Origin of the sequence: Streptomyces aurantiacus JA 4570, from assembly GCF_000414115.1 — a bacterium.
In the GTDB taxonomy this organism is placed as follows: Bacteria; Actinomycetota; Actinomycetes; order Streptomycetales; family Streptomycetaceae; genus Streptomyces; species Streptomyces aurantiacus_A.
The window spans coordinates 1-17,034 of sequence record NZ_AOPZ01000031.1 but is presented as its reverse complement, the minus strand read 5'-3'; the positions used below and the strand labels follow the sequence as shown (position 1 = coordinate 17,034).

Below are 17,034 nucleotides of genomic sequence, written 5' to 3'. Positions count from 1 at the left end.
AGCCGCGGAGCGGCGATATGGGGGCCCGGGGGCGGAGCCCCCGGTTTTGGGCCCCGCCAGGGGTCCCGGTGGCTCACATCTCCAGCAGCACCGTGAACGGCCCCTCATTCGTCAGACCCACCCGCATCTGCGCGCCGAAGCGCCCCGTGGCCACCGTGGCGCCCAGGGCGCGGAGCCGGGCGACGACCTCGTCGACGAGGGGCTCGGCCACCGCGCCGGGCGCGGCCGCGTTCCAGGTGGGCCGACGGCCCTTGCGCGCGTCCCCGTACAGGGTGAACTGGCTGATGACGAGGAGCGGCGCGTCGACGTCCGAGCAGGACCTCTCCTCGGACAGCACCCGCAACGACCAGAGCTTGCGCGCCAGTTGACCGGCCTTCTCCTTGGTGTCGTCGTGGGTCACCCCCACGAGCACACACAGCCCCTCGCCGGCGATCTCGCCGACCGTCTCACCGTCCACGACGACACTCGCGCCGTCCACCCTCTGCACCACCGCACGCATGCCGACCATGATGCCCTGCCCGAGCGCGCCGTCCGTGCGCCGGTCCAGAACCCCCCATCCGGGGGCGATTGGGACCACTCGTGCACAGAGCGGCCACTGGGGGTGGCACGATGCTCACACGCGGTGTACCGCGCCGGCTGAGGGGACGGTAGAGCCACATGAGCACACCCAGTACGCCCAGTACTCCCAGTACGTCCAGCACACCCTGGTCACCAGGGACGAGACGTACGGGCGGGACGGGCGGAACGGCCGCGACGGGCGGGGCGAGCGGGACGCCCGGTGCGGGCGGCATCGGCGGGACGAACGTGCCGCGCCCGCCCATCCAGCGCACCGGCAGCCCCCTGCTGCCCGAAGCGCCCGCGCACGACCTGGCCGCCCTGCGCCTGCCGGAACTGCGCGAGCTGCGCCGCTCCGCGCAGCAGGACGAGGCCGACCTGAGCTACGTACGCCGGCTGCTGCAGGGCCGCATCGACATCCTGCGGGCCGAGACCGCGCGCCGCAGGGCCCCGCGCGCGGGCGCGGACGCGGGCGGCAAGGGCCCGAGGTCCCCGGGCGCGGCGGAGTCGCCGCTCGTCGTGGACCGGCTCTCGGAGATCCTCACGGACGGCCCGGCCCGGCACCGCTCCTCCGCCCGCCATGTGACGCTCGGCACCCCGCGCAGCGAGGAGTACCGCCGCCTGGCCGCCGACATGCTCGCCGAGGTCGCGCTCTCCGACCTCGCGGCCCGCACGGACGAGGAACTGCACACGGCCATGGGCCGCCTCGTCCGCTATGAACAGCAGGTGTCGCGGCGCCGTCAGGAGATGCAGCGCACGACCGACGATTGCAGTGCCGAGATCGCCCGCAGGTACCGTGAAGGAGAAGCACAAGTAGACGACCTGCTCGCGTGACCCCGCAGGGCCGGTGGTCACCGCCGCCCCGCCGGGCCCGGTGACCCCGAAGGGCCCGCGACCGCCGTGATCCACGCATCCGGCGGCCGCCCCGCGTACGACGGCAGCCGAGATCCCGTGATCCCGGCCGCCCGCCGTGCCCCGGGGCGACCGCCGCGCCGCTGATCGCGCCGGTCCCGTCGGCCCCCGGTGGCCCGGGCGTTCCCGTGGACGGTCCGTCGCACCGCACCGCCCGCACCCGGAAGGCCGAGATGCCGAATACGCAGCAGACGCCGCTGTCGTCCGCCGCCAGCTCCCCTGTCATACCCCCGGTCCTCGCCGAGGTCGTACGCTCCGGCTTCGTCGAGGGCCGCCACCGGGGCAGCCTGGTGCTGCTCGGGGCCGACGGCGGCGTGCAGCTCGCGCTCGGCGATGTGACGGCGCCGGTCTTCCCGCGCTCCACCAACAAGCCGATGCAGGCCGCGGCGGTGCTGCGGGCCGGGCTCGACCTGGCCGGCGAGCGCCTCGCCCTTGCTGCCGCCAGCCACTCCGGAGAAACGTTTCACCTCGACCTCGTACAGAAGATGCTGGCCGAGCACGGGCTGACCGCCGCCGAGCTGCAGTGCCCCGAGGACCTGCCGCTCGACCCCGTCGAGGCCGAGACGTACCTGGCCTCGGGCGCCGTCCGGGACCGCGTCACGATGAACTGCTCCGGCAAGCACACGGCGATGCTCGCGGCCTGCGAGCTGAACGGCTGGTCCAAGGAGAGCTATCTCGACCCGGAGCACCCGCTCCAGCGCCTGGTCCACGAGGGGATCGAGGCGGCGGCGGGCGAGCCGGTCACCGCCGTCGGCACGGACGGCTGCGGCGCGCCCCTGATGGCCATCTCCCTGACCGGCCTCGCGCGCGCCTACCGGCACTTCGTGCTCGCCCCCGAGGGCAGCCCCGAGCGCCGGGTCGCGGACGCGATGCGGGCCCACCCCGAGTACGTCGCCGGGTCGCGGCGGCCCGACACCTGGCTGATGCGGGAGGTGCCGGGCGCGCTGTCGAAGATGGGCGCCGAGGCGGTCCAGGCCGTCGCGCTGCCCGACGGCCGGGCCCTCGCCTTCAAGATCGACGACGGTGCGACCCGGGTCCTCGGCCCGGTCCTGGCGCGGGCCCTGCGGCTGCTCGGCGCGGACGCCCCGGTCCTGGACCGCATCGGCAGGGCGCCGCTGCTGGGGGCGGGGCGCGAGGTCGGGGAGATACGGGCCGTCATCTAGCGGCCGGAGCCCCTCCCGTGCGGCCGGACCTGCCCGTGCGGGCGGACTGGCCGCGCGGGCGGACGTGCCGACGGGGTGGCCCACGGGTGTGGGCCACCCCGTCGCTTCATCGGAACCCGGACCCGGCGTGGCGGGGCCTGTGGGTGGTCCGGGCCCCAGGTATGACGGCTGACCGAACTCCCGGCTCCCCTCCGGATGGGAGCCCGGTCAGCCCGACTGTGGGCTCAGCCCGACTGGGCGAGCAGCAGTACGAGGATCAGCGCCCCGATGCCGCCGCAGGCGGCGTTCTTGGCCTTGATCCCGACGGTGAGCATGACGAACGCGATGATTCCCATCGGCCCGTACTTCCACTGGACGAGTTGCTCGAACCCAATGGCGAGGGCGGCGATGGCGACGGCGATGAGCGGCATGACGGTCCCCCTTCCGCACGGGGGCGACGAGCCCCCTGGCCGGCTGCCAACCGTTCGACCCGAGCGCCGGGTTCGGCCCGGCGGCCTGGGCTTGTGGCCAATCCCCCCTGAGAGTCCGACCATGTCACCCAAGTTGGCTACCAACTCCAACTGACTTATCTCCGCGATGGCGCGACTCATAACCACCTTCTCAGCAACTCCCCAAAGATGGCGAGAAGTTGTACTGTTTGGTTGTGAGCCCGGACCACGCCTCCGTCAACGAGCGGAAGAGGGCGAGCGGCCCTCCCCACCGCTCGCATCACGAGGTGGCAGACGAGCTGCGCGACCGGATCAGGTCCGGGGAGCTGCGGCCGGGCCAGCGCATGCCCACGCAGGCGGAGCTGGCCGTCGAGTTCGGCGTGGAGCGGGGTGCCGTGCGGCAGGCGCTGCGCATTCTGCAGAGCGAACAGCTGCTGGCCAATGTGTCCAAGGGCAGCCCCGCCACGGTCGCGGCGCCCTCGGGGCCGAGCCCCGACGCGGTCCGCCCCGAGCCGACCATGGTCGGCCTCGCCCCGCGCATCGCCGCCGCGTTCCAGGCGCCGCACGTGGAGATCGACGCCCTCTGCCTCACCTCCGTGTCCCTGACGATGGCGATCGGTGAACCACTGCGGCAGATTCACGCCGGGGGGCGGAAACCGGCCAAGGTCGACGTCCGCGTGCTGCTGCCCAGCCGCGACATCGACCTCGCCTTCCCCGCGCCGGTCGAGGGCGACGCCGACGGCGGCCCCGTGCACCGCCGCTGGCTCGACCAGCGCAACGCGCAGGGCCAGGTGCTGCGCCACAACCTGCTGGCGCTGCGCCGGACGCACAACATCGACGTGCGCGTGGAGTTCCGCGCCCTGCCCTTCACCCCGCCCGTCAAGCTGTACCTGCTCAACGGCTCCGAGGCGCTGTTCGCGTACTACACCCTCGCCAAACGCGGCGAGGAGTTCGGGCAGGAGTATCTGGAGATGTGGGACGCGCAGGGAACGCAGTCGATGCTCTTCCCGTTCCAACAGGGGGACGGTCTGCGGGACACGACGTTCGTGGAGCAGTCCCACCTGTGGTTCAACGCGCTCTGGGAGACGATCAGTCAGGACCTGAGGCTGAACCCCGGCCCGTAGGGCGCGCGTCCGGCGCGCGGTCCAAGGCCGGCGGCTCAGCACCTGGTCACAGGGCGGGACCCGTCACCATCAGGGCCAGCACGACGGCCCCGATGGAACTGCACGTGGGGTTCTTCGCCTTGACGCCCACGGTCAGCAGGAGCAGGCCGATGATGCCAAGGGTTCCGTACTTCCACTGCACGACCTGCTCGATGGTGACGGCGAACACGGCTGCGAGGAGGGCTATGGCGGGCATGGTGGTTCCTCCTTCTGCCATCTCGGGCGAGTTGGCAACCAACTCTCTAGAGTTGTCCCCACTTGGTCGGTCTTCCTAACCACTTCGCCGTCAACTCCCTGAGATGGTGAGGGAGTTGTATCGTCTGGTCGTGACCAAGGAGAGCGTTGCAGTGAACGGCAGCAGAAAGACCTCCCCCCAGGACATCGCCGACGCCCTGCGCGACCGCATCCGCACCGGCACGCTCAAGGCGGGCGACCGCCTCCCCACCCAGGCCCAGCTCGCCCAGGAGTTCGGCGTGGAACGCGGGACGGTGCGGCAGGCGCTGCTGTCGCTGCAGCGCGACGGCTTGCTGAACCACATCAGCAGGGGCAGCCCGCCGAGGGTCGCGGCGGAGCCCTCTATGACAGCCGCGACGTCCGCCGCGCAGCCGCAACCGCAGCCGTCGATGGTCGCCCTCGCCCCCCGGCTGACGGAGGCGTTCCGGGAGCCGCGCGTGCGGGTCGACGCCGTCTCGTACACCGCCGAGACGCTCATGAACGCCGTCACCGAGCCGATCCGGCAGATCCACGAGGGGCGGGTGCGGCCGGAGTCGGTCGACGTACGCATCCTGCTGCCGAGCAGCGACATCGACCTCGCGTTCCCGGTGCCGGTCGCGAACGGCGGGGGAGGGGACCGGGACCTGCTGCAGCGGCGCTGGCTGGCCCAGCGGAACGCGCAGGGGCAGGTGCTGCGCCACAACCTCCTCAACCTGCGGCAGTCGCACGGCATGGACGTCCGGGTCACCTTCCGCGCGCTGCCGTTCACGACACCCGTCAAGCTCTATCTCCTGAACGGCCGTGAGGCGCTCCTCGCGTACTACACCCTGGAACGCGCCCAGTTGATGCTGGACACGGAGTCCGACCACCCCTCGGTGGAGGCGTACGACGCCAATGGGCAGGCGGCGGCCCTCTTCAACTTCACCGACGGCACGAGCCCGCGCGACTCGGGTTTCGTCGAGGAATCTCAGAAGTGGTTCGACGCCCTCTGGGAAACGATCACCACGGACCTAACACTCTCTTAGGTGACTCCTGATTCGACACAACCTGATGCGTCAGCGACCGAACCGGCGACGGACGAGTCCGAAGAGCTGCGGGTGCTGATCGAGGACGCCCAGTGCGTGCTCTTCGACTTCGACGGCCCCATCTGCCGCCTCTTCGCCGGGCACTCGGCCGGCAAGGTGGCCGAGGAGCAGGTGCGCTGGCTGGAGGAGCAGGGCCTGCACGGGCTGCTGGAGTCGGGCGTACGCGACGAGGCCGATCCGTACGTGGTGCTGCGCGCCGTCGACGAGCGCCACCCCGACAGCGACCTGGTCGTCGAACTGGAGGCGCGGCTCACCCGCGAGGAACAGAAGGCGGTGCCGTCCGCCTGGCCCACGCCCTACGCCGACGCGCTCGTCCGCACCTGGACGGCCACCGGTGCCCGGCTCGCCGTCACCACGAACAACTCGCCGGGCCCGGTGGCCGGATATCTGGCCGACCGGGGGCTCATCGACTGCTTCGCGCCGCGCATATACGGCCGCACCCAGGATCTGCACCTGCTCAAGCCGGACCCGTACTGCGTCAACCGGGCCCTCACCGCGATGGGGGCCGACCCGGCCCGGGCGCTGATGATCGGGGACGCCGCCTCGGACTACCAGGCCGCGACCGCCGCCGGCGTGCGCTTCCTCGGCTACGCGCGCAATGCCCGCAAGGAGGCGGCGCTGCGGCGGGCCGGCGCGGCCCACGTCGTGGATTCCCTGGAGCCGGTGCTCCGCACCCTCAGGCGGGAAATGCCGCGCGGGCGGTAAAACCACCCGACATATTCAAGGACGCCAGGAACACGTTCACGGAAGTCGGGAACACGCGGTAATGGCACAGGCGCACAAAGTAATTGCGTGCGAGGCGTCCACATGGTGGCTTCCGGCGAGGGCCCTTCCGCGCGGGCGATACCCTCAGCGCTCATGTCGCAACCTCCTTTCGGCAGAGCTGATTTGGCGCCGTCGGCCGCGGTCGGTCCTTTCGGCCGGCTGGTCCGCCGATTGGCCGTCGCTCACCGAGAACGCCCTGGTGGGAAGGTGGTGACCGGCTATCACAACAGCAACTACATCGTGCCGCTCGGCTGGACGCTGGCACTGTTGCTGCGGACGATGCCGTTTCGCGCGCGCGTCAAATGCCGTACGCCGTTGCAGGCCGCCGAGGTCGCGCCACGCATCTGGCCCAAGGAGGCCGAACTCCTTGAGGTGGTGACGCGCCATCTCAAGGAAGTGCCGCGCTGTCTGTTCGAGTTCGACGACTGGTCGATGCACGCCTATCGCGCCGGGCGCCCGCTGACCGAGGTCGACGAACACGAGCTCAATACCGGCGAACTGATGGCCAAGCTCGCCGATTTCTTCGCCAGAACCGTGTCCGTGCCGGAGTCCGAGCTGCCGCCGAGACCTGAGGGGTGGCCCGAGGACGGGGACTCCGACGGTTTTCTGGCCTGGCTCATCGGCTTCACCGAGGAGCGGGTGCACCGGGCCAACCGCCATCGGTTCGACGCGCTGTTCGAGGCGGTCGGTATCCGGCCCCATGCCATGACCGAGTTCCAGAAGAGGGCCCCGCGCCTGCTCCGCCGTCCGTTCTGTCTCCTGCACACGGACGTCCATCGCGCCAACATCGTGGTCGACCGCAGGGAAATCGCCGTCATCGACTGGGAGCTCGCCCTGTTCGGGGACCCGCTGCACGACCTCGCGACCCATCTCGTACGCATGGAATACGACAAGGAACAGCAGCTGGAGATGCGGCGGTTGTGGGCGGAGGCCATGGTGGCCGCCGGCCGGCCCGAGCTGACGGCCGGACTGGAGAGCGATCTGCCCGTCTATCTGGATTTCGAATACGCCCAGTCGGTGTTTCCCGACGTCATGCGGGCGGCCATGGCGCTGCCCGCGCAGGCGCTCGACGACGACTTCGAGGTCGCGGCCGCGTGGGTCTGCCGGGCGTTGCGGCGGGCGGCCGAGCCCCTGAAGCTGGAGAGGGCGCCGGACCGGCGACAGGTGGAAGCCGCCCTGCGGGACTGGCACGCGGACGCGAGCCGGCGTGACGCCGTCATGGGACTGCCGGTGCCCGACGCGGAACGTGCCGGGCCCGGGGCCCTGGCGGACGGAGGGCTGTGACGGGGGAACTGGGGGAAACGGGGGAACTGGCGGAACTGGCCGAGTGGTGGTCGCCGTCGGCCGCGCGGTGTGTGCTCTTCGACTTCGACGGTCCCCTCTGCCGGCTGTTCCCGGACGGCGCGTCGGGCCGGGTGGCGCGTGACCTGAAGGCCCTCGCCGCCCGGCGCGGGGTGCGGGGCGTCCTGACCGACGAGGAGGAGTCGTCCATCGACCCGCACGTCGTCCTGCGGGCCATGGACCGCGCGGGGGTCGGCGCCGCCCTCGTGCGGGAGCTGGAGGAGCGGCTCACCCGGGGCGAGCTGAGGGCGGTCCCCGACGCCCTGCCCACCCCCGACGCCGGCAGGCTCGTGCGGGCCCTGCGGGCCGCGGGCTGCGCCGTCGCCATCGTGACGAACAACTCGGCGCGCGCCGCCGCCGCCTTCCTGGGCCGGCCGGACGTCGGCCTCTCGGACGCCTTCGGCCCGCACGTCCACGGCCGCTCGCACCGCCCCGACCTCCTCAAGCCGGACCCCGACGTCGTCACCCGCGCCCTGCTCGGCCTGGACGCCAAGCCGGGCGACGCGCTGCTGGTCGGCGACACCGTCCCCGACCTGGAGGCGGCGCGCGCCGCGGGCGTCGGGTTCTTCGTCGGCTACGCCCGCAACGAGGGCAAGGCGAAGCCGCTGCGGGCCGCGGGGGCGCCGGTCGTGGTCGACTCGTTGCTGCCGCTGCTCGATCTGGTCTCCGTCGCGTCCGCCTGACCGCCGCCCCGGCTCGCGCCGGTTCCTCTCGCCGCCTTCCTGATCGTCACGGATGCGGGCACCATGAGCTCCTGCACGGGTCGTCGGGCGGCAACAGGCGTGCCATGAGGGGGACTTGGTGAGCGATGGCCGTACGGCATGGGAGCGGACCCGGGATCGCTGGGCGCAGGCCGAGTCCGCGCTCACCCGGATCCTGCTCCTGTGCGTCTTCGCGCTCGGCCTGGTGGCGCAGTTCGTCACGCCGGTGGGCGACGCGCTGGAGGGCAAGGCGTATCTGGGCGGTGCCATCCTGACGCTGGTCGGCTATGTGCTCTACGACGAGGTGCGGGACCTGAAGGCGTCCATGCAGCCCGCGGACCGGCAGGAGATCCCCGCGCCCGACCTGGGGCAGTACTTCACGCGGGCGCTCGCCACGGAGCTGCGGATCGACGCCGTCGGCTTCACCGGCGAGACGGTCGTGGACCAGCTGAGGCTCTGTCTGGAGCGCCGCGATCTGCGCGAGCACCCCCATGTGACGCTCCGCATCATCGTGCCCGACTTCACCAAACCGATGGAGATACCCGGCAAGGTCGTCGACGGCAAGGCCGAGGACGACCCGGACCTGCGGCGCGAACTCCAGGAGAAGGTCGTCCGGTACGCGCACGCCATGGGCGCGCTCGACCGGCGGCTGCGCTACGACCGGCGGGGCGAACTCGACGCCGAGTTCCGGGTGCTGCACATCTCGCCGTTCCTGAAGTTCTGCCTCATCGGCCGCGAGCAGCTCTTCGACGGGATCTACGACCAGGTCAAGGAGGGCCCGTCCCGCACCCCGCCCGAGCGGCAGGTGCTCGATCTCATGGGGTACGCCGCCGTCCTCACCCGCTGGCACCTCGACGCGGGCGCGGCCGCCCGGGAGAAGATCCGCAACCGCGGCCTGCTGTTCGACACCCTGTGGGCGGTCGCCCGGCCCCTCACCCCACCCGCTTCCTGAACAGAGCCCCCGCCAGCCACACCGCCCCCGCCAGGATCCCGCCGCACCACGCAAGGGCCACCCACGGCGTCGAGCCCACCGGCTGGTCGAGGAGGAGGCCGCGGAGGGATTCGATGACGGGGGTCACCGGCTGGTGGTCGGAGAACGCGGCCAGCCAGCCGGGCATCGAGTCGGTCGGGACGAACGCGCTGCTGGGGTAGGGGAGGAACGTCACGAAGAACGTGTAACCGTTCGCGGCCTCGGGGGACTTGGCGAGCAGCCCGACCGCCGCCGAGAGCCAGGACAGGGCCAGGATGAAGGCCACCAGGACCGCGATCGCGGCGAGCCAGGCCGCGGGCGTCGCCGCCGGGCGGAAGCCGATCGCGAAGGCCAGGGCGAGGACGAGCGCGGTGGCCAGGAGGTTGCGGGCCACCGACGCGAGCACATGGCCCGCGAGGATCGCGGTGCCGCCGACGTCCAGGGAACGGAAGCGGTCGACGATGCCGCCCTTCAGGTCCTCCGTGACGGCCACCGCCGTCCCCGCCGAGCCGAACCCGGCACACAGGAGGAGGACGCCCGGGACGACGTAGGTGACGTACCGCGAGTCCGTCCCGGTGTTGATCGCGCCGCCGAAGAAGTACACGAAGATCAGGAGCAGCAGGACGGGGAGGGCCAGGCCCGTGAGGAGCGCGTCCACGTTGCGGCGGCTCAGGCGGAGGGAACGGCCGGTCATGGTCAGCGAAGCCTGGAAGGGCTCAGACATGGGTGGGGGCCTCCTCGGTGGTGGTGCGCTCATGGGCCGCCGCCGCGGGGCGCGGCGCCGTCAGGCTCAGGAACACGTCGTCCAGCGTCGCCGTCCGCAGGACGAAGGACTCCACCTCCGTGCCGTCCGGGTCCAGTTCGTCGAGCAGCGCGCGTACGTGGCGTGCGGTGCCGTCGGTCGGGATGCCGAGGGTGCGGGCGGGCGGGTCGTGGTGGGTGGCGTGCGGGGTCCGCGCGGTGGCGCGGAGGTAGGCGTCGGACGTGGTCAGGGTGAGGTCGAGGCGGTCGCCCGGCACCCGGGACTTGAGCTCGGCCGCCGTGCCCCGCGCCGCGATCACGCCGTCGTGCAGCACCGCGATGCGGTCGGCGAGCCGGTCGGCCTCCTCCAGTCGTACTGGGTGGTGAGGAAGACGGTGGTGCCGCGTGCGGCCAGGTCGCCCACGATGTCCCACAGCTCGCGGCGGCCGCCCGGGTCGAGCCCCGTCGTCGGCTCGTCCAGGAAGATCACCTCGGGCTCGCCGACCAGACCCGACGCGAGGTCGACGCGGCGCCGCATGCCGCCCGAGTAGGTGCGCACGAGATGTCCCGCGGCCTCGGACAGGCCGAAGCGGACGAGGAGTTCGTCTGCGCGCGCCCGGGCGGCGGCCCGGCCCAGGCCCGCGAGGCGCGCCATCATGCGCAGGTTCTCCGCGCCGGTCTGCCCCTCGTCGACCGCCGCGAACTGCCCGGTGAGGCTGATCGCGCGGCGCACCCGGCCCCGCTCGGCCCGGATGTCGTACCCGGCGACGGCGGCCGTGCCCGCGTCCGGCTCGGTGAGGGTGGCGAGGATGCGGACGGTGGTCGTCTTGCCCGCGCCGTTCGGGCCGAGCAGGGCGAAGACGGTGCCGGGCGGGATGCGCAGGTCGATGCCGCGCAGGACGGGCAGGGGGGTGCCGGAGGCGCGGGCCCGGTAGGACTTCGTCAGGCCGGTGGCCTCGATCGCGTACGCCGTTGGGGACATGGCCCCTCCCAGGGGTGCGGAGGCCGGGTACGGAACCCGTGCCGAGTACTGCGTAACCCCTACGCATTACTGTGTAAGGGTTACGCAGAACTACCATGTCCGTCAAGCGAAGGCGGAGGAGGCCGGGACCATGACGGCGCACGACGGCGGTGACACGGGCCTGCCCGCGAGCCTGGAAACCGCCTGGGGCCTGCGGCCGCGCCCCTCCAAGGGCCCGCGCCCCGGCCTCACCCTCGACCGCATCGTCGACGCGGGCATCGGCGTCGCGGCCGCCGAGGGCATCGGCGCGGTCTCCATGGGCCGCGTCGCCAAGGAGCTGGGCGTCTCGACGATGTCCCTGTACCGGTACGTGTCCGCGAAGGACGAGCTGTACGTCCTGATGGAGGACGCGGCCATGGGCCCGCCGCCCCCGACGCCCGCACACGTCACCGGCTGGCGCGCCGGGCTGGAGTGGTGGGCGCGCGCCCAGCGCGAGGTGTTCCACCGGAACCTGTGGCTCCTGCGGATCCCGATCTCCTCGCCGCCCGCCTCGCCGCACTCGCTGGAGTGGATGGAGCGCGGGCTCGCCGCCCTGGCGGACACCGGCCTCGACGAGGGCCGGAAGATCTCCGTGATGATGCTGGTCGGCGGCTATGTACGCAACGAGGCCACCCTCATGGCCGACCTGGAGTCCGCCATGACCGCCCGCGGCCTCACCCCCGCGGACGTCATGCGCCGCTACGAACGCACCGTCGACGCCCTGACCGGGACCGACCCCGCCCGCTATCCCGCCCTGCGCCACCTCCTGGACTCCGGCGCCCTCGGCGAGCCGGACGACCAGCCGGACACGGAGTTCGAGTTCGGGCTGGGGTGCCTGCTCGACGGGGTGGCGGTGCTGGTGGGCGCAGGTGAGGGTGGCGTTGGCTGCGGTCTGCGAACAGGCTCAACAGGCTCTTAGGCGTACTGCTCGAGCCCTGCCGACAGGCGGGTGAACGCCGCCTCCGCAGCCGCCACCGCGTCCGGGTGGACGTCCCGCGCCCGCTCGCCCGCGTCCATGCGGCGCCAGTTCTCCAGCGCGAGCACCCGCTGCACGGCCAGGATCTGCGCGGCGGCGAGGCGGGCGTCGAGGGTGCCCCTCGCGTCGGAGCTGCTGTCGTCGAGCGCGTCCGCGAGGGCCCGTTCGGAGCGGTCCTGGTAGGCGTACAGGCGTGCCACCAATGACGGTGTCCCGTACAGGAGTTGGTGGAAGGCGAGGACCTCGGGCGAGTCGTTGAGGCCGGTCACCGGGTCGTGGCGGGTCAGGCCGGTCAGGAAGTGGGCGCGCAGGGCGGCCAGCGGGGAGCGGTCGGCGGGGCGGTCGGCCACGACGCGCGCCGCCTCGTCCTCGTGGTCGGCGAACCGGTGCAGGACCAGGTCCTCCTTGGCCGGGAAGTACCGGAACAGCGTCGGCTTGGAGATCTCCGCCGCCGCGGCCACCTCCGCGACCGACACCCTCTCGAAGCCGCGCTCCAGGAAGAGCGCGATCCCCGCGTCGGAGATCGCCTCGTACGTCCGCTGCTTCTTGAGCTGCCGCAGGCCGACGGGGCCCGCGGCGGCGTTGGTGTCGCCGGTCATGCGGGCAGCGTACCCCATTCGTGATCCTCGGTAAGAAATGTTACTCGGTAACGTTTTCTTGTACGCTCGACGGCATGACGCCACTCGACGACACGCTCGCCCAGGAACGCTCGTACCACGACACCTGCCGCGCCGCCCTCGCCGCGATGGTCGACGGCGCCCAGGAGCACGTGGTCACGGGCGAGCACGTCTCCGCGTCCGGCGCGGACGCCGAAGTGCTCGGCCGCCAACTGCGCGGCAGGGCCAAGGAGATGCGCGAACTCCCCGACGCCCCGCTGTTCTTCGGTCGCCTCGACTTCGACGCGCGCGCCCCGGAAGCGGGCGACCACCGCGGGCAGCGGTACCACGTCGGCCGGCTGCGCATCACCGAGCACCCGTCGGCCCCGCCCCTCGTCGTCGACTGGCGCGCCCCCGTCTCGCGCGCCTTCTACCAGGCGGGCACCCGCGACCCCCAGGGCGTCGCCGTACGCCGCCGCTTCGGCTGGGCGCCGGGCAGCAAGGGGGACTCGGCCGACCTGACGGGGCTTGAGGACGAGCACCTGACGGCGGCGGGCCCCGTGGGCGGGCCGGGCCCCGCGGACCCGGCGGACGACATGGCCGCGGCAGCCGGATCCCCCCGCAGCCGCATCCTCACCGGCGAGATCGAGCGCCCCCGCGTCGGCCCCATGCGCGACATCGCCGCCACCATCCAGCCCGAGCAGGACGACCTCGTACGGGCCGCGCTCGCCGAGACCGTCTGCGTCCAGGGCGCCCCCGGCACCGGCAAGACGGCCGTCGGCCTGCACCGCGCCGCGTACCTCCTCTACACGTACCAGCAGCGCGTCCAGCGCTCCGGCCTGCTCATCCTCGGCCCCAACCGCACCTTCCTGCGCTACATCGCCGAGGTCCTGCCCTCCCTCGGCGAGAGCGGGGTGCGCCAGTCCACCGTCCTGGACGAGATCGCCCGGCAGCCCGTGCGGGCGGCCGACACGGACGCCGCGGCCGTCGTGAAGCACGACGCCCGCATGGCCGAGGTGCTGCGGCGCGCCCTCTACGCCCGGGTGCGGCCGGGCGGCGCCGACTCCCTCGCGGTGCCGGACGGTTCGTACCGCTGGCGCGTCCCGGCCGCCGAGCTGGACCGCATCGTCGCCGGCGTACGCGCGGAGGAGCCTCCGTACGACACCGGCCGTGAGCGCGTACGCACGCGCGCGGTGCGCCATATCCAGGAGCAGGCCGAGCGGCGCGCGGGCCCGGTGAACAACACCTGGCTGCAGCGGATCTCCCGGGCGCGGCCCGTGTCCGCCTTCGTCGACGCGGTGTGGCCGAAGGTCCGGCCGGAGGAGGTGCTCGCCGAACTCCTGGGGGACGCGGGGGCCTTGGCGGCGGCCGCGGCGGGGATCCTCACCGGCGCGGAGCAGCGGGCGCTGCTGTGGGCGCGGCCCCCGCGCTCGTACAAGTCCGCGAAGTGGTCGGCCGCGGACCTCGTGCTGCTCGACGAGCTCGCCGGGCTCGTCGAGCGGCCCGCGGGCTACGGCCACATCGTCGTCGACGAGGCGCAGGACCTCTCGCCGATGGAGTGCCGCGCGATCGCGCGCCGCGCGGACTTCGGTTCGCTCACCGTGCTCGGCGACCTCGCGCAGGGCACCACGCCGTGGGCGGCCCGCGCGTGGCCCGCCCAGCTCGCCCACCTCGGCAAGCCGGACGCCGCGGTGACCTCGCTGACCACCGGCTTCCGGGTGCCGCAGGCGATCGTCGCGCTCGCCAACCGGCTGCTCGCCGGGCTCGACGTCGACGTGCCGCCCGCGCGGTCGCTGCGCGGGGACGGCGAGTTGGCCGTGCACCGCGTACCGGACGTGACGGCCGCCGCTGTCGACGCGGTGCGCGGCGCGCTGACCCGGGAGGGCTCGGTCGGCGTCATCGCCGCCGACGCCGCCGTGGAGCGGGTGCGCGCGGGGCTGACGGCTGCGGGGATCGCGGCGGCGGGCCCGGACGAGCTGGGCGCGCGGGTGGCGGTGGTCCCGGCGTCGGTCGCCAAGGGCCTTGAGTACGACCATGTGGTGGCCGTCGAGCCCGCGGAGATCGTGGCGGCGGAGGAGCGTGGTGCGCACCGCCTGTACGTGGTGCTGACCAGGGCGGTTTCCCGGCTGGATGTGGTGTGCGGGCGGAAGCTTCCCTGGGAGGGGTAGCTGTTTCGGGTGCCTGCCCAGGCCCAGGGCGCCCCTCACGTAAGGCGTGCCCCGTGCGGGTTCGCCTCCCTGCCCTCCGTGCTGAGCAGCACCACCGTGGAACGGGGGCCCACCCCGAGCGCGTCCCGGCGCGCCGGGGCCCCCGCCCCGGTCAGCCCCGCCCGCACCCCGGCCAGTGCCGCCGCCCCGCAGGGCCCCGAGGACACCCCCAGCGCCCCCAGCTCCCGGCCCGCCGCCAAGGCGTCCTGATCGCTCACCGCGACCGCCGCGTCGAGCCCGCCCCGCAGCACCGGCCAGGCGAGGCCGGACACCGTCCCGCAGTTCAGCCCGGCCATCACCGTCTCTCCGGCGGCCACGGACACCGGCTCGCCCCGCACCAGGCTCGCCAGCAGCGGCGCGGCCACCGTCGGCTCCACGGCGAGCAGCGCCGGGCCCCGCGCGCCCCGGCTCCGGTAGTGCGTGACGGCCGCCTGCGCGAGCGAACCCACCCCCACCGGCACGGCCACCAGATCCGGCGACCCGGCCCCCGCGTCGGCCAGTTGCCCGTCGATCTCCGCGAAGAGCGTGGAGTACCCCTCCACGATCCAACGGGGTACCTCCTCGTACCCCTCCCACCCCATGTCCTGTACGAGGACCGCCCCCGCCGCGGCCGCCGCCCGCGCCGCCGTCGCGGCCTCCCGCACCGCCCGGTCGTAGTCCCCGTCGACCCGCGTCACCCGCGCCCCCTCGCCCTCGATCGCGGCCACCGCCCCGGGATGCACCCCGTGCGACACGAACACATGGGCCCGCAGGCCGAGTTGCCGCGCGATCCGTGCCACCGCCCGGCCGTGGTTGCCGTCGGTCGCGGTCACCAGGACCACGCGTTCGCGCTCGCCGGGTGCCCGCTCCGCGAGAATCCGGTGCACGGCCCAGGACGCGCCGAGCGCCTTGAACGCGGGCAGCCCGAGCCGCGTCGACTCGTCCTTGACGAAGACCCGGCCGGCGCCCAACTCGGCGGCGAGGGAGGGGAGTTCGGTGAGACGCGTGGGCGTGTACTCCCGCAGGGCGACGTGGAAGGCACGCACCTCGGCGGGCGCGGGGGTGCACACCCACTCCCGCGCGCGGGGCCGGGCGTACCAGGGCGGCGTACCGCCGGGAACGCCGGTGTGTGTCTCGGTGCCCGTGTCCGTGTCCGTGTCCGTCTCCGTGTAGGTCGTCATGCGGCCACCCTGCGGCCCGTCCCACTCTTCGGTCCAGCGCATCTTTCCCACGTATATTCGTCGGCAAAGCCGAACATCGGGCCCTTGAGACAGTGAGCCAGGGAAACGGGGGCGCCGTCACCGTGTACGACCTCCACCGCCTCCGCCTGCTGCGCGAGCTCAAGCACCGCGGCACCCTCGCGGCCGTCGCCGCCGCACTCTCGTACAGCCCCTCGTCCGTCTCCCAGCAGCTCTCCCAGCTGGAGGCCGAAGCGGGCGTCCCGCTCCTCGAACCCGTCGGCCGGCGCGTGCGCCTCACCGAGCAGGCCGAGATCCTGGTCGCGCACACCGAGGCCGTCCTCGAACGCCTGGAGCGGGCCGAGGCGGACATCGCCGCCTCGCTCACGAGCCTCACCGGGACGGTCCGCGTCGCCGCCTTCCAGACCGCGGCCCTCGCGCTGATCCCCACCGCGCTGACGCTGCTGCGCGCGGCCCACCCGGGACTGCGCCCGCACGTCACGCAACTGGAACCGGAGGCCGCCCTGCCCGCGCTGCTCGCCCGCGACTTCGACCTGGTCGTCGCGGAGGAGTACCCGGGCTCCCCGGCGGGCGGGACGGCCGGGCCCCGCAACGACGTACTGGAGCGGGAGGAGTTGTGCGTGGACCAGCTGCGGCTGGCCTTGCCGGAACCCGGTCCGGCGGATCCGTATGGGGAGGCCGCGGCGGCGGACGCCGGTGGCCCGCGCGGCACGCTGCGCGCGCTGGCGGGCGGCCGCCCCTGGGCCATGGAGCCCGAGGGCACCGCGGCCCGGCCCTGGGCGATGGCGGTGTGCCGCGCCGCCGGGTTCGAGCCCGACGTCCGGTTCGAGTCGTCCGACCTGCTGCTGCATCTGCGGCTCGTGGAGCAGGGGCACGCCGTCGCGTTCCTGCCGGACCTGGTGTGGCACGCGGGCCCGCCGACGGTCGCCCTGCGGCCGCTGCCGCCGGGGCAGCACGCCCGGACGCTGTTCACGGTCGTACGCAGCGGCCGCGGGCGGCACCCGGCGGTGGCCGCGCTCCGACGCGCCCTCCGCCAGGCG

17 protein-coding genes and 1 pseudogene are annotated in these 17,034 nt (G+C 73.3%); 11 read left to right on the top strand and 7 right to left on the bottom strand.

The window, feature by feature from the left end; translation table 11 throughout:
• Window positions 1–73: 73 nt before the first annotated feature.
• Complete coding sequence (gene dtd, locus STRAU_RS04580) at window positions 74–499, bottom strand: D-aminoacyl-tRNA deacylase (protein ID WP_037657539.1); 426 nt, start codon at window positions 497–499, stop codon at window positions 74–76.
• 305 nt (window positions 500–804) lie between these two features.
• On the opposite strand from dtd, the gene STRAU_RS04575 reads away from it, so the two are divergent.
• Both STRAU_RS04575 and STRAU_RS04570 read left to right on the top strand, forming a co-directional pair.
• A complete protein-coding gene (locus STRAU_RS04575) occupies window positions 805–1,389 on the top strand; it encodes an RsiG family protein (protein WP_016639069.1) in 585 nt (194 codons plus the stop codon).
• A 251-nt stretch (window positions 1,390–1,640) separates the two neighbouring features.
• A complete protein-coding gene (locus STRAU_RS04570) occupies window positions 1,641–2,630 on the top strand; it encodes an asparaginase (RefSeq protein ID WP_052028955.1) in 990 nt (329 codons plus the stop codon).
• 224 nt (window positions 2,631–2,854) lie between these two features.
• On the opposite strand, the gene STRAU_RS04565 is transcribed toward STRAU_RS04570, so the two are convergent.
• Window positions 2,855–3,040 (bottom strand): hypothetical protein, encoded by a 186-nt coding sequence (locus STRAU_RS04565; RefSeq protein ID WP_016639067.1) that lies wholly within the window; start codon window positions 3,038–3,040, stop codon window positions 2,855–2,857.
• Window positions 3,041–3,267: 227 nt separating this feature from the next.
• Between STRAU_RS04565 and STRAU_RS04560 the strand changes: the two genes are divergently transcribed.
• On the top strand, window positions 3,268–4,182 hold the full coding sequence (locus STRAU_RS04560) for a GntR family transcriptional regulator (RefSeq protein WP_037657522.1): 915 nt from the start codon (window positions 3,268–3,270) through the stop codon (window positions 4,180–4,182).
• A 46-nt stretch (window positions 4,183–4,228) separates the two neighbouring features.
• Here the strand turns inward: STRAU_RS04560 and STRAU_RS04555 are convergent, their stop codons facing one another.
• Complete coding sequence (locus STRAU_RS04555) at window positions 4,229–4,417, bottom strand: hypothetical protein (protein WP_037657520.1); 189 nt, start codon at window positions 4,415–4,417, stop codon at window positions 4,229–4,231.
• A gap of 103 nt (window positions 4,418–4,520) precedes the next feature.
• On the opposite strand from STRAU_RS04555, the gene STRAU_RS04550 reads away from it, so the two are divergent.
• The 5 genes from STRAU_RS04550 (at window position 4,521) to STRAU_RS04530 (ending at window position 9,278) form a co-directional block, all read left to right on the top strand.
• Window positions 4,521–5,459 (top strand): winged helix-turn-helix domain-containing protein, encoded by a 939-nt coding sequence (locus tag STRAU_RS04550; RefSeq protein ID WP_016639064.1) that lies wholly within the window; start codon window positions 4,521–4,523, stop codon window positions 5,457–5,459.
• Window positions 5,460–6,224 carry an HAD family hydrolase gene (locus STRAU_RS04545; RefSeq protein WP_016639063.1) on the top strand — a complete coding sequence of 255 codons (765 nt, stop codon included), beginning with the start codon at window positions 5,460–5,462 and terminating at the stop codon, window positions 6,222–6,224.
• Window positions 6,225–6,494: 270 nt separating this feature from the next.
• Window positions 6,495–7,568, top strand: coding sequence for an aminoglycoside phosphotransferase family protein (locus STRAU_RS04540; protein WP_259299819.1), 1,074 nt, complete (start codon window positions 6,495–6,497; stop codon window positions 7,566–7,568).
• Window positions 7,565–8,308, top strand: a complete 744-nt coding sequence (locus STRAU_RS04535) for an HAD family hydrolase (RefSeq protein ID WP_016639061.1) — start codon at window positions 7,565–7,567, stop codon at window positions 8,306–8,308. Before STRAU_RS04540 ends, STRAU_RS04535 begins: the two co-directional genes overlap by 4 nt.
• Window positions 8,309–8,426: 118 nt before the next feature.
• A complete protein-coding gene (locus STRAU_RS04530; RefSeq protein WP_016639060.1) occupies window positions 8,427–9,278 on the top strand; it encodes a hypothetical protein in 852 nt (283 codons plus the stop codon).
• Here STRAU_RS04530 and STRAU_RS04525 read toward each other — a convergent pair.
• Together STRAU_RS04525 and STRAU_RS04520 are read right to left on the bottom strand one after the other, a co-directional pair.
• Window positions 9,259–10,020 (bottom strand): ABC transporter permease, encoded by a 762-nt coding sequence (locus STRAU_RS04525; protein WP_037657518.1) that lies wholly within the window; start codon window positions 10,018–10,020, stop codon window positions 9,259–9,261. The two genes, STRAU_RS04530 and STRAU_RS04525, sit on opposite strands and share 20 nt — an antisense overlap.
• A pseudogene (locus STRAU_RS04520) lies at window positions 10,013–11,019 on the bottom strand (ABC transporter ATP-binding protein). The gene STRAU_RS04525 and the pseudogene STRAU_RS04520 overlap by 8 nt, the downstream one beginning before the upstream one ends.
• Window positions 11,020–11,149: 130 nt before the next feature.
• On the opposite strand from STRAU_RS04520, the gene STRAU_RS04515 reads away from it, so the two are divergent.
• Window positions 11,150–11,956: a TetR/AcrR family transcriptional regulator gene (locus tag STRAU_RS04515; RefSeq protein WP_016639056.1), complete on the top strand. Its 807-nt coding sequence runs from the start codon at window positions 11,150–11,152 to the stop codon at window positions 11,954–11,956.
• Here STRAU_RS04515 and STRAU_RS04510 read toward each other — a convergent pair.
• Complete coding sequence (locus tag STRAU_RS04510; protein ID WP_016639055.1) at window positions 11,953–12,612, bottom strand: TetR/AcrR family transcriptional regulator; 660 nt, start codon at window positions 12,610–12,612, stop codon at window positions 11,953–11,955. The two genes, STRAU_RS04515 and STRAU_RS04510, sit on opposite strands and share 4 nt — an antisense overlap.
• Window positions 12,613–12,686: 74 nt before the next feature.
• Here STRAU_RS04510 and STRAU_RS04505 point away from each other — a divergent pair, with 74 nt between their 5' ends.
• Window positions 12,687–14,777 carry a HelD family protein gene (locus STRAU_RS04505; protein WP_016639054.1) on the top strand — a complete coding sequence of 697 codons (2,091 nt, stop codon included), beginning with the start codon at window positions 12,687–12,689 and terminating at the stop codon, window positions 14,775–14,777.
• A gap of 35 nt (window positions 14,778–14,812) precedes the next feature.
• On the opposite strand, the gene STRAU_RS04500 is transcribed toward STRAU_RS04505, so the two are convergent.
• Window positions 14,813–15,976 (bottom strand): diaminopropionate ammonia-lyase, encoded by a 1,164-nt coding sequence (locus STRAU_RS04500; protein ID WP_078620960.1) that lies wholly within the window; start codon window positions 15,974–15,976, stop codon window positions 14,813–14,815.
• Window positions 15,977–16,098: 122 nt separating this feature from the next.
• On the opposite strand from STRAU_RS04500, the gene STRAU_RS04495 reads away from it, so the two are divergent.
• A partial coding sequence (locus tag STRAU_RS04495) for a LysR substrate-binding domain-containing protein (protein ID WP_037657524.1) occupies window positions 16,099–17,034 on the top strand: 936 nt, incomplete at its 3' end.